The 14,183-nt window shown below is 38.8% G+C and carries 5 protein-coding genes and 1 pseudogene; 1 reads left to right on the forward strand and 5 read right to left on the reverse strand.

Going from position 1 to position 14,183, the window contains the following annotated elements; all coding sequences use genetic code 11:
- Positions 1-39: 39 nt before the first annotated feature.
- The 5 genes and pseudogenes from R2S10_RS03635 to R2S10_RS03655 all read right to left on the reverse strand — a co-directional run bounded on the left by R2S10_RS03635 (position 40) and on the right by R2S10_RS03655 (position 11,735).
- Positions 40-2,385, reverse strand: coding sequence for a DUF262 domain-containing protein (locus R2S10_RS03635; protein ID WP_316839081.1), 2,346 nt, complete (start codon positions 2,383-2,385; stop codon positions 40-42).
- A gap of 5 nt (positions 2,386-2,390) precedes the next feature.
- Positions 2,391-4,196 (reverse strand): DUF262 domain-containing protein, encoded by a 1,806-nt coding sequence (locus R2S10_RS03640; RefSeq protein ID WP_316839082.1) that lies wholly within the window; start codon positions 4,194-4,196, stop codon positions 2,391-2,393.
- Between the two features lie 311 nt (positions 4,197-4,507).
- Positions 4,508-4,669: pseudogene (locus R2S10_RS03645) on the reverse strand (glycoside hydrolase domain-containing protein); the annotation flags it as partial.
- A 22-nt stretch (positions 4,670-4,691) separates the two neighbouring features.
- Positions 4,692-10,493 (reverse strand): DUF3320 domain-containing protein, encoded by a 5,802-nt coding sequence (locus tag R2S10_RS03650; protein WP_316839083.1) that lies wholly within the window; start codon positions 10,491-10,493, stop codon positions 4,692-4,694.
- 222 nt (positions 10,494-10,715) lie between these two features.
- Entirely contained in the window at positions 10,716-11,735 is a 1,020-nt protein-coding gene (locus R2S10_RS03655; RefSeq protein WP_316839084.1) for a hypothetical protein, read from the reverse strand.
- A 444-nt stretch (positions 11,736-12,179) separates the two neighbouring features.
- On the opposite strand from R2S10_RS03655, the gene R2S10_RS03660 reads away from it, so the two are divergent.
- Positions 12,180-14,126: a TlpA disulfide reductase family protein gene (locus R2S10_RS03660; protein ID WP_316839085.1), complete on the forward strand. Its 1,947-nt coding sequence runs from the start codon at positions 12,180-12,182 to the stop codon at positions 14,124-14,126.
- Positions 14,127-14,183 lie beyond the last annotated feature (57 nt).

Genomic DNA, 14,183 nt, shown 5'->3' on the forward strand with positions numbered 1-14,183 from the left:
AGAAAATTTAAAAGCAGGCTATAAATACTATGAAAATACTTATTTCTCCATCAGCTCTACTTGAATAGCCTTCTTGTGTGTGAGTTCGTTACAGGCTTGTACAAATCCAATAACGTCTTCAATTAAATTGGCACATCTAAAACGGAATTCCTGATTAGGAAGCTCTTCAAGATCATACTTTAAGATCAACTCCTCTAAACCAACTCTACCATTAGCCCAATGTAACACCCAGGAATGGTTCGCCTGTGATAAGGAAAGTCCATTCTTTAGCCGTAATCTGGCGTAGTCGGAATGCTGGGCGTAGGAATCCCCATATTTAATCACTTTATTAACTTCGGGTAAATCCCGCAAAACAAGCACAAAAGGATTACAATGATAACCTGTAAGCCCACTAACATCAAAAAGCTCTACTGGAGGCACTTCCCAATCCTTTTTTTCCTGCCAGGTATTGATGGTATAGAGTGCTTTAGTCAGCATTTTTGGATATTCCAGCAAATACCAGTTTAACCTGCTCTGATCCATTTCCAAATGGGCATTTTTCCAGGTATTTGTTACAAAATCAGCTATCGAAACTGATCTGTCCCGTTGCAGCATCAGCTCAAAAAGCTGAACCAATATTGGTTTAATCTCTCCATCCGGTGAAGCCATTACACGGTGCCATTTTCCCTTGCCACCCCATAACATCATATCTCCAATATTTGTATTATGTGCGATCACGGCACCCTTATAGCCTAATGTAATGAATAAGCGAATGATTTCTGTATGATCCTCCAAATCCAGAATTGCCAGAAAATCCTCCACAATCAAATACAATTCATCTGCCTCGTAGCGATCCAGCTCCAGGTTAAAAAGCAAACCACGGAATACATGATTATCTTCCAATTTCTGAATTAGCGGTTTCATTCTGGAATCAATTGCAAAACATGCTACTTTTCTAAGCTCGTACTGAATACCTTTCTTATCAGCTACTGCTGAGTCAGTTAAAGCCCCATATACATCCGATGCGTTAAATACCGCATTGAATACCCCTAGAATATCATAAAAGTTTTCCAACCTGACATCAGTAGTCAGGTTATACGTTTTGCGTGTCTTTTGATTAATGCTATTGATGTAATTTCGACAAATGCGCAGGTAATCCCTCATATTCCGGGACACTTCAGTCTGGCCAGTATTGTTGACATAAATCAGCCAGGCGAAAAACAACAATTTGTCCGAAGCATCAATATTTTCCTTCTTTAATACCTCTGCAATCACATTCGACTTTCCTCTATGTCTTAGACGGTCTTCTTGAATTTGTTCTGAATAGATTTGTCCGAAGTAACCATCATAGCTCCGTAAATCTAAAGAACATATATGCTTCAAGGCATCTACTAAAAACTGAATATTATCCCGATCATTATACACCTTAAGTAACGTCTCTTCGTTCTTAAAAACAAACTGCTCTCCTTTTGAATTGTCTTTATAGAACAACATTTCGGTGACAGACTCTATCAATCTCCAAAGATAATCGCCTGCAGCCTTACTTCTTTCCTCGGTTTTCCCAATATGATTCCCGAACTGCCATACCTTATCCAACCAACCCTTATCAATGCACTGTGCAAATTCCTCATGAAGTCCCAGATCTACTGAATAAATCTTCCCTTCAAGAAGCGCTTTCAAATTCTCAAAATCTGTGAGCCCTTTTCCCCGCGCATTCATTTTAATGTAGAGGCTATCTCCTAAACCATTATCCGCAATATTCATCAGATAAAAGGCCAATGGGCGTTTTTCATGCAGTGTATTCGTATTGATGTCATTAAAAATAACACCAATCTCATCCAACATTACCATAACCGACTGAATGGTAGGGTCGTTTAACCAGGCAATATGAAACCAACTCTGATCTTTGATCAGCTTCGTCAATTCATATGACGCTCCCCCCTTTTTAGCCACTTCTTCATAAAGCTTTTGAACGTTTTCCTTTAGGCTAAGTTTTTCAAAAAACTCGCGTGAGGAAACTCTGGATTTATAAGAGAGTTTATTAAAGACCCCCAGTTGATCCAAAAGCGCGTTATCCTTGAAGTAAATAAACCAGTGAATCAGATAAAGTGTGGTTAGACGTTGTTGTCCATCAAGGGGAAGAAACCGACCGGCAGAACAATAGCCATATACAAAATCCAACTCCAAAGGCTCGGCTATTACATCGCCATTTTGAAAGGCCAATAAATGAGCATGGATATCACGCAGAAATTTTTTACGAATTTGCCTGGGCTTTATCTCCTCTCGTCCTTGGGCATAATCACGTTGAATCATCGGAATCTCGACGCCTAAAGGTATTTTTTCTTCAAATATATCTACCGCGTTGGTCAATAAATCCCAAAGGGTATAAGTTTTGCTTATTGCCATGTGTACTAGTTTTTGATAAATGGGTTGATCAGTTCTACAATTCTACTTAGATAAGTCTGGCGATCCTTAATAGTCCAATAAATCAGATGGTCTGGATAATTGCTATAGTACTTAAGAAATACATTTTTGGTTGCCTGAGGGATAAACGTCCCCTCCCTTTCTTTACTTAGGATACGTTCCCGCTTCACAGCAAAGGCACGATTCCCCAAAGAAGAATTACTCTTTCCATCAAGCAAAGCCATATTGCTGATATGATCTTTATCCGTAAATCGCTTATAATCTTCATTACTCAAATCTCCCTGTTGATCCGGCTTTGATAAAAACTTAATGATTTTCTCACTTAACTGTTCAAATTGACTACTCAGATCCGAACCATTGTCCTTACTTTTCGCTAGAGCATCAAATCCCGCGATCCTAAGTATTAAGTCTTTAGTATCATCATCTTCTTTTAATTTCTCCAGTACAGATTTATGGTCATTCATCCATTCCACATAGTCCTTCTGTTTAATATCCACTGAATTTTGCGCATGAATGTGTTCCAAACTCCAATGATTGTCCTTAAGTTTTAGCAATTCAAATGGGAAACGAAGTGATTTATCCTGGCTTTGATCCGCAATCATAGCGTTAAACAATACCATCACTTTAGTAACTGCTTGTGGCTCTTGGTAAGAAAGCTTCTTTATATCAATATTTCCCAATGTCTTTTTGATCTGACGATTAAGCATTTCAATGAATTCACTCTTAGTGGATGTTCTGGAAAGCCTGTAGATGGTCAAAATATCAACACCTGCCCAAATTAAGTAACCAATGCGGTGGTAGTGTTCTGTTTTTTTATGCCATTCTTTCAGGGTCATAAAACAGCTCTTCAACTCCTCCCAGTCCTTCTGCAGCAACATTCCATTGACATTTCCTTGAGCTTTAGCCTGCTCAAAGCGCTTGTAAAAAAATCTAAAAACGTCATTCTCCCCCTCTAATTTGGCTTCATGATCCCGGGCCACCAATTCAAAGATGAAATCAATTCTTGTAGATGCTTCATTTGCGCCTTTATTGATAAAATTCCAGAATGCCTCATCCTGAAAGGCATACTCCATCTGTGTCCAGTCCGAAGCCAGCTCAATCTGCCTGGACTCTCTGTCTTTCGGATATTGAATACTTTCTTTATCAGTAGATACGTTGAGGTTATCGCTGCTCAGAAATAAGGCTTTGATCAGCTCTGCACTGGTCAAAGGTATTTTTCCAACATTGAGTCTGGTGAAGATCTTCACCGAGTCTTTATGGTCATCATACTCCTTTTTCGGCAATTCATACCAGATCACCTCTAGTAACTCTGCCAATGCAATGGTGAATTTATTGGTCAAATGTGCTCCTCCAAGATGCTTTGAAATCACCCATTTATCAATTTCATCATAAGCAGTACTAATATGTGCAAAATCCGGGTTATCGTAGTTGTAGTTCTTTTCTTTCAATTGAGTAAAGAAATCAAGGCAGTTTTCCCGTGTTTCATACTCTAGTTTGAATAAGCTGGCCGCATCTGGCATCAGATTCAAGAACAACAGATAAATAGTGGTCAATCGTTGCTGTCCATCGATCACTTCGAATCTTTTGTCCTTTTCCAGGGTTTTCAGGACTACAGGTTGAAGACAGTATTCCTTTTTCCCAGCAAGCATCGCTTCCTCGATGTCATCCAGAAGCTCCTGAACCTGCTGTTTATCCCATCGATAACCACGCTGATAGGATGGAATGAAAAATGTATAATCCGGCTGAAGGAATTTTTCGACCTTCTTCAGGATGAAGTTATTAGTTTCGCTCATAGTTTATTGGTTTAATTGATTCCATTAATCTAAAATTCGCAGGCACGAATTTCCCTACATGAAATGGAGCTAATGGGCCAGAAAATTTCATTTTTGCTGAATGTAAAACAATATTGTTTCATTATTTAAGAAATCAAATATTTTAATTGCTCTAATCTACTTACAGTAAAGATTTCTTTCTTACGGTTTTCCGTAAAGTATTCAGCCCTTAGAAGAAAATTCGCCTGGTTTGGTCGTTTTTCTGATTGAATTGGATATTTCTAACGAAAAAAGGTGGTAAGAAAGGAATAGCAAAAGCTAAATACCCCATCTTACCACCTTCTTGTATTAGCTTGCTGATAAAAACTGGCCGTGAATATATACCAGGACGACAATTCGCCGGCATCATCCAGCCCGCAAAGCGCTAATCCATTATCGCCTATTCCATAAAAATTGTTCAGAATGTTGTCAATTATCTTTTGAGATTTCTCTGGTTTCCTATAAAGATTATTCTTGTTATGACTTTTCCTTCAAAACAATCCGATCTACCTCTTTATAAGCAAAGCCCTTTTCAATCGCTTTCTTTAATCCTAACTGCATCACCACCTCTACATTCGTCCCAACTCTGGCATAACCGAACAACCTTGCCCCTTCCCTAATCAATTCTGATTCAGGAAGGCTGATTTGGTTTCTTAAAATGTCCTGAATTCCGTTGGCAACTTCAATAACTGGAAGATCTTCCGCATCGCGCTTCTGAAGGTCAGTACCAGCAGTTCTATAGGCAGTATAACCTTCCGGATGGTGTTCCTTTTTCCAAAAAACTTCTTTCAATAAATCTGATGAAGAAACCAATTCTAGTTCATCAAATAGTGTCTGAAGATGATGGGTCAATCTCGTAGTCATTCTGCCGATTCCCCATGAACTTGTGACCCGTTTCCCAAGCAAATTCTTGCTAATAGGAGATTCGACTTCAAGTACTGTTAAAATCTGTGCCTTGATTTTTTCTCTATTCCCGTCTGATAAGAATTCATCGGGAGCATTACCGTTTACCTTCAGCTCAGCAACCTGATAAACAGTAGCAACGGAAGAGCTCTGAATTGGCCTAGCCATCACCCGATCAGTATCCGCCGACTGCAGGGTATCCTCAAAAACACTTGTAATAGACTCCTTTATTATTGAACTGGTCTGTACAGGCTCGACGGCCTTGTTTTTCCTTTTCTCATGAGCCAGTCTAATCGCCTCCAATATCCCATTGATAACCTTTTCTGGCTTCTCCCACCATTCGGCCGACCAAATCTTATGGATATTCCAACCCAAAGAAGCTAAAACCTCCACCTGAATAATTTCTCTATCCTTAGAAGTATTTGCTTGATGATAATTCCTACCATCAGTTAAGATGGCCAAAATATATTCTTCTGGATGATCTGGGTCCACCACTGCAAGGTCGATCTTATATTCAGAGCATCCAACCTCGGCATGCACTGTAAAACCATGTTTAGCAATTTCAGCGGCAATTACACCTTCAAAAGAAAATGCTTGTTCATGACTTACCCTACTTCTGATTGGTAAGGCTATCTTACCCTTTTCGGCATAAGCAAGGAAGGCCTTTAAACCCGCAACACCTTCAGAAGAAGTACGGTTAAGATCTATCCGATCCGAAGTAAGCGTCGAAAACACTTTCATTTCATATCTGGCTCTTGATACCGCCACATTAAGTCGGCGCCAGCCACCTTCTCTATTGATCGGGCCAAAATTCAAGCTCACATTATTGTTTTCATCCGGACCATAGCCAACGGAAAAGAGAATCACATCACGCTCATCCCCCTGAACATTCTCCAGGTTCTTGATAAAAATCGGCTCCTCACATTCCAGTGCAATCCTTTCCAAATCAGGTCTGAGTCTGTAAACATCTGTTAAAAGATCTTCAATCAATGATTGCTGAACAGAGCTGAAAGTGACAATTCCAATGCTTTTAGAACTCAATTGATCATCAGAAAGCCTTGCAATCACCTCATCTACAATCGCCTTGGCTTCGGCAGCATTCTGTCTGCTTTTCCCTTTGTCATAGAAGCCCTTTATTGGCACAAACTGTACCTTACTGATGATATCATCCGTAGATGGGAAAGTGAGTAGCTTATTCTCATAATATTTTGCATTACTAAAAGCAATCAGACTTTCATGCTTACTGCGGTAATGCCATAATAAATGCTGTGATGGCATTGACAATGCCAAACAATCATCTAAAATGCTTTCCAGGTCTTCTTTTTCGATATTATCTTCATCTACATTGTTGGTAGAAAAGAAATTTGTTGGCGGCATCTGTTTCGGATCACCTACCACAATTACATTCGTTGCACGCGCAATTGCGCCCACCGCCTCACAAGTTGGCATCTGAGAAGCTTCATCAAAAATCACCAGATCAAACTTCACGCTATCCGCATCAAAATATTGAGCTACCGAAATCGGGCTCATCAACATACATGGGCTAATTCTAGGCAGTAAGTTCGGAATAGAGTCAAAGATTTTCCGAATTGATTGCGCCCTTCCATTGTTACGAATTGCACGCTGTAACAAGCCAATCTCAGAACTCTGTACTGCTTCTTGTGTAAAGGAAGGGATCTTGGCTGCTAGTCTGGCGTAAAGCTCTTTCCTTGTCAACTCCTCAAAATCCTTACTCAACAATCGGAAGCGTTTGATCTTTTCTTCAAATAGTCCCCCGTTAAATGTAGCCAAAGCAGGATTTTGCTCAATGATATACTCAGCTGCAGATTTGTAAAACCCGTTATAAAATTGGGTACTCAAATCGCTGGTTGGAATCGATCCATTTTCATAAGGAGCGATCAAGGCTTGCAAACCTTCAACAATGGCTTGTTGGCGTACCAGACACCAACTGTACCAATCCTTCAAATCATCAATATTCTCTAACCAGCTATTTGCTTTTAGCGTGATGTATTTATTCCATACAGGAACTGATTCTTTGAGCATTACCAGATCCACCCCTAGTCTCTCTTTAACTAAATCTTCCGTACTTCTAAGTTGTCTTAATTGAAGCACATAGTCGTTTAACACCTTTTTATGAATCGAGAAAAACACCTGACTACCTTCAGTAAGCGCATTGGCCAACTGATCCCGCCAAAGCTTAAGATCTGCTGAACCTGTCAGCTGAGCAGCTAGTCTATTCGCCTGGATTAGCCCTTTAGAAATCTCCTCCAAACGGCTCCAGTCTGGATTACCATTCCGCCATAGTGGCCCTAAAAGTTTTTCCAGATAAGTAGCAGCATCGATAACTGCCTGCTCCTGCTGGTATTCATTCACTTTGATGAATAAGTTCGGCACTTCTGCCTTATCTAACTTGCCGGTTAGCGAATTTACTTTCAAAAGCTTCAGCATTTTGTTTTGCGCTAGCCACTTTGGTAAAAACCATTTCTCTGCAGCAATATTCCAATCTATCAATAGTCTGGAAGCTGGAATAGTCAGTATATCTTTAGAAAAATCACGCAGCAGTTCTGCGCTCACATGATCTCTTTTCAGGCCATGTTCAATTAAACCCAGCACCTGAGCCCATGTTTGCTCAAAGGCATCTGCTTCTAAAAGCGAAGCTGGAAAATCAGGAAGCTCCAAAAGAATATTTATAAGACCTGCAAATACCTCTTCCTGCGCCGCCGTCTTTACCTGAGGAAAAAGCATTAGTACATGAGCAGCATTATCTTTTTTAACAGACAGTATTTTAATCTCTTCCAGGTAATAACTCAATAAATCCTTAAGCTCTTGTTTCATTCCAGGAGAGTAAGACAAAATTTCAATCAGCTCCAGCGCATGACCTTTCGGATGTCTAATCAGATGACCTACGCCCTGAATTTCTTCTACCAGATCTTTCCATTTACTTAAACGTTGCGGCGTAATCCCTTCAATATCCGCTGTAGAGAAGAACACCCGCTGCTCCTTCTTCTCCAATTGAGAATAGGCGCTGAAAAGTTCATATAAAGAGAAACCAAAAGAATATTTTCTATGCAGAGATTCTACGTAAACATTGATTTCATTACGTAATTCAAAGAGGCGATCAGCTTCCATGGCAAAATTCTCCGGAGCATTTGTCCGAACAATCTCAGTTGCTGATTTTAACTGTTCAATTACAGCCGTTTTCTTGGATTTATTGGAATGTAATTCCAAACAGAAAGCCCCTATTCCGATCGCTTCCAATCGCTTTTCCACCACTTCCAAAGCCGCTTTTTTAGCAGCCACAAACAGCACTTTTTTACCAGCATAAAGCGCATTTGCAATAATATTGGTAATTGTCTGAGACTTACCTGTCCCAGGAGGGCCATGTAACACAAAACTTTTACCTTGTGCGGAAGATATAATCGCCTGAAGTTGGGAAGAATCCGTACTGATCGGAAGCGCCACCGTAGCTGGATGTAATAAGCCATCTGAGATTTCTGCGAGTGTCGCATTCTCTTCAGGTTGCCATTCCAGTTTACCGGAAACCAAACTTGCTACTACTTTATTTCGACAAAGCTGATCTGCATTATTGTGAATATCATTCCAAAGGATAAACTTGCTGAAAGAAAAAGTTCCCAGCAAGGCCTGCTCCTCAACATCCCATCTCGATTTGGACATAATCGCTTGTCGGATAACATTGAAAATAGCCTTTACATCTACTCCATTCTCATCTTTGGGCAAAGTCTCCAATCCACCGATAGTGATCCCAAAATCCTGTCTGATCATCTCCAACAACGTGATATTTACAATAGTTTCTTCCTCTCTGCTTCGGATCACATATCCTTTCTGTGCAGATTTCCTGATGATCTCTACAGGTAGCAAAAGCAACGGTGCATATCTTGCCCTTTCACTCGCATCGGTCTCATACCATTTCAACATTCCAAGTCCAATAAACAGGGTATTGGCGCCATTTTCCTCCATAGCAGTTCTGGACGAGCGATATAAATGGGTCATGCTTGCACCAAGATCCAAATCGGACAGGTAAGTTCTTAGTCGTTTGTGAGAAAGCTCATGCCCTACAAGATCTGCTATAGGGTCTGAATGATGTATCGATTGATAAACACCTGAATCCCTCACAGAATTGTTCCAGTCGGTAGGTTTCCCCAGAATCTGAAATTCTTCTCCGTTAGCCAGGGCATCCTCTAATTTTCCAGTATCTATGGTAATAAACTGAATGACACTCTTAGTCATCCTCACATTTAACAAGCTATTGCGCAAGGTGAGATCCAATAACTTCCGCTCCCACATCCGCTGTTTAGAAACATCAATCCGATCTACAGCCACCAATTTCTGTCCAATAGCTACTGCTTCCGGACTAAGGTTAACGCGTTCTTTTGGAGCATCTTCTTCAATTATCCAACCGGATGAAGTTGCAATTCGTAAAGGCAAAGGCCTTACACCACCAAACCTGGCACGTTTTACATCTATAAAGAAAAGAAATTCGTCTGTATTTAACATCTTTTGATCTGCTGAAGCTACCGCCTGATCGAAAGAGGTAGCAGCACCTGCGTTCATACAAGTTGCCTCCAGCAATGCAATTTCAGTAATCCCCGCTACCGTTCTTTTGGTCAGCAAGGAAGGGTCATCATTTACTGCATCGGCAAAAGATTCATCAATCAGCCAACCACCGGTAAAAGCATGCCCTTTAATCACCACGATGAAGGGATGGATTCCAACAGATTCCAGACAAGCCGCATAAAGCAGACTTAAATCCAGGCAATTGGCCAGTTTATTTGAAAATATAGTGTCTAATAATCTTACTCGTTGTCCATGCTGTTCAAAACTTGCCGGCACCGCGCAGTACACAATTTGGAGCTCAGAAATGGCCTCATAAATCGCTGCCATCTGGTTTCTAACGCGGTTCGGATTTTTACTCTGGTATTCATCAAAGGAAGGGCTACCTGTCCATTGTTCCAACAATTGAGCCGCACGTCTAATGATTTTAGGGATATCCGGATGATTGGGCATAATGAAAGCCGCCAACATTTCGGGCAACATTCCTGCGCCAGGCCATTGATCAAAGGCCAAAAGTTCTATAGGATAAGATGCTTCAAACACCTTATTTTCCTTATCATAGAGTCTAAGGATCAACTTCCCAGTCATCTTTTCTGTCAGATCAGCCAGAAACTTTGGGGAAATATCAAGTTGTCTGGAGTTGATTTGAAAAACCTCCCCGGCTTCCAGTCTGCCTATTTGTTCAGACCACAGGCTCGCAAATTCCGGCTCAGCGCTGATCTCTACTTTTAGATCTTCCCAGGGCTGATCAGAAGTATTGCTAATTGTCAGTTCCCTGATACTCGTCACGTGATTCTGCTGCAACGCAAAATTTATTGAGGGAGTGTATAAAAAATCTACAGTTTTAATTAAAGCGGGAACATCCATATCGTCATCAAAAAATAAAATCACAAGTTATGAAAAAAACCACTGGTTTATATAATCAGCGGTTTAGCCTTCAGAGATTGGATAGTAAAAGATATCATACGAACGCATGATTAATATGGATAGTATCTCTTTTAACGCTTGATAGAACGGTATCTATTCTTATTTTGCCTTTTGCAATAACGCTGCTTTGCTTCTATTTTTCAACAATTCAAAAAGCCCCAACCATAATGGAAATGAAAAAATAACCAGCCATATCATTGTATTTCTTGGCAAAATATCATATTTATAATTAGCATAAAAGCAGGTACAAGCATATAAAACACAGAGCAGGGAACTGATCATGCTTACTTGTTCTTCTGAAAATCTATTGATATGATCATTAATATTGTCCCTTAAATCACTTCTATAATTACCATTCTTGCTGGGCAGAAAAGCCATTAGCAGCAGAAAATTCCGCATAATATACATCGATGAAACCCCTAAAAGAAAATACTGTATGCCAATCAAAAGATTGTCTGAGATGTATTTTGAACTTTCCAGGTCACCATTTTTAAAAACCTGGTAACCATTATCTATGGAGATACTAAAGATAACTACCGTACTCCAGATACTTAACCATAACCTCTTGACTCTGGTCAGTTCTAAATCCGTTAAAGCCAGAATCAATGAGAAGGCGCAAAAACCAACAGAAATAAGGATTAGCGCATAAGAAAATAGGTTTTCATGACTAAAAACATTCAGATCAAAGAGCCAGTATAAAAATGAAATGGACAAGAGTAGCGTTATTCCTTCGGTTAATTTTGCCGTTACTTTATCTTTATTAAAAAATACAGAGAAGAATAAAAAGATTCCTAGGAAAGAATAGGGCCACATCTCTATATGATTATCAAGGTTATAATTCAACTCTCCTCTATACGGGTAAAATGAAATAAAACTCAAACAGTAAACGCCAATAAATTTATAAACCACATTTTTCCATTTATCGGTGATCCTAAAACTTTCAAATAACAAGCCGGCAAAAAGGGCAACCAGACTTAAAGAAAAGAGTTTTCTTTCGCTAAGCGAACTTATATAGGCAATATAAAAAGTTAATACTACAGCTATAATGCCCAGGAAGACAAAAACACCTTTTAAATTAATTCCTGCTGTTCGGTTCTTATTTGTATTTTCTCTTGACATCTCTTGATCTATTTTTCCTGTAAATTATATCGTAAGTTGATTCTAAACCCAATTAAATCGAGATCAAAACATTTGACAATAGCTTCTTTTCAACTACTTCTGATAGTCCATTTTCGTTTCAATTCTGTGTACTGCCCCTATATGAATAAAGGAATTATGTGGAGAGATTAGAGCGTATAATGTAGTTATCGAACCAAATATATAAGTAAAAAACCGCTTTTTAGAGGCACAAAACGTAATCCCATATTAATCAATTGTTTAAAAAAACAAACGAACAATTAACTTATTGCAAAAAAAGCTAGATCAATTTTGAGGTAATTGGTGGATGCGGAATTTCCAACAAAACACTACAATTAAACATAGGTAAATCAATTTTATTTTATAAACAACAAAAACACAAATAATTACACATACTTTTAAAATATCATACTCAATTTATCAACTATGAATCGAATATTAATGCTCTTAACCATCATTATGACTTTTAATGTTTCCAAAGGGCAAAGCACACTTCAGCCTGTATTCGAGTTTACGAATACAGGAATTTACAACATCAAAAGGATTCAGTTAAATGACAGCTCCACCCTTGTAGATCTTCACATCACATTCATGCCCGGATGGTGGACCGAATTTGGTAGGGATATTTTCCTGGAAGATGCCAGTACCGGACAAAAATACATGGTTAAAGGCATTAAAGGAGCAGATTTCGGTAAGAAACTAACCACACCTAAATCAGGAGACACTTTGATTACTTTACAGTTTCCTCCTTTAAACAAACACCTAAAAAAGCTTAACTACGGCGAGGGGGATAAACGCCTGATTTTTGGATTATCAACTTCAGCGAGTACAACTTCCAAAGAAAGCTCCGCTATTCCAAAGACCGTTCAAAATTGGCTAGACAATCAGATCAAGCTATCAAAGGTTAAAATCCCTAAGAAGGATTACAATAATGAATTCTTCACAAAAGGTCCAATAAAAATTGTAGGCTATATCAAAGATTATGATAGTCGCGCGAACTTATCTAGTGGTATCATTTATCATGAGAATTTTTTAACCAGGGAAAACTACCCTACCACCATAAAGATTCATGAAGACGGACGCTTCGAAGCAGAAATTTCAGCAATTCATCCTATTTATTCAATTTTAACGATCAACAAACAGAATATCCTTTTTTATGCAGAGCCAGGAAATACTGTAGGAATCATTCTGGATTGGAGAGATTATCTCATAATGGATCGATATCGTGACCATAGCAAGTCATTTCAATATACCCAATACTTAGGGACTAATCATGAAATCAATAAGCAACTAGCTAGTTTTAAAATCAACGGTCCCGACTACGATTCGCTAGAGAAATTACAGAAAACACTTAGCCCAAAACAATTCAAAGAAACCCAGTTAATCAAGTGGTTTGCTGAACGAGAAAGAGCGGACAAACTTTTTTCCTCCCAAAATCTATTGCCTAAAACGCAAACCATCCTTAAAAATAAGATTGATCTATTGTTTGCCAGCTATTTGTTCGATTATGATGACCGTGAATCCTATGCGAAACAAGATACCAGTAATTCTGTATTAAAAATCCCAATAACTAATGATTATTACAGCTTTATCCAGTACATCAACCTCAACAATCATTCTTTATTAATCAATAAAGAATTCTCCACATTCATCAATCGCTTTGAATATTCGCCATTAATCCCCCGGTCTAAAAATGACGGAAGGGATTATTACGCTATGCTGGATTCATTTAGTTATGTGAATTTCAAAACTAAGGAAATTCCATTAATGGTAAATATTGTTAAACTTCGCTCTTTAAATTCCAAAATAGGAAACGCTGAAAATACTACTGAGGCAGGTGGCTTCCTCCAATCCGCGAAGAAAAACATGAAACCCATTTTTTTAAGAGATGAAGCAGATAAATTATTCAAACTAAATGAAAGCCATAAGAATGGTTATGAACTCCCCAATACGGCCAGTGCAAAAGTTTTCAAAAAAATAATTGACAAGCATAAAGGAAAAATATTGATCATAGATTTTTGGGCACAATGGTGTGGTCCCTGCAGAGAGGGAATTGAACATAGCTTGGCAATCAGAAAAAAACATACGGACAATTCAGTTTTTGATTTTGTCTTTATAACGGATGTAAGCGGAACTCCAGATACAGCATTCTTTAACGAATACAATAAGAAAAACTTAATGAGAAATTCTTACCGGATTACTGAGAATGAATACTTAGCGCTGAGAACATTGTTTAAATTTAATGGAATACCACGGTATGTTTTGATTGATGAAAACGGTAGAATCCGGAATGACAATTTCAACAACTACAATTTCAGTTATGAAATGGTTAAACACTTCCCTAACAAGTTTACTCATAGCTTTTTCCAGTAAAAAAATAACCATACTAATTATTTCTTATGGCCTTTAAGAAAAGGTAATATGGAAAAG

It is taken from the genome of Pedobacter gandavensis (assembly GCF_032678745.1).
In the GTDB taxonomy this organism is placed as follows: Bacteria; Bacteroidota; Bacteroidia; order Sphingobacteriales; family Sphingobacteriaceae; genus Pedobacter; species Pedobacter gandavensis_C.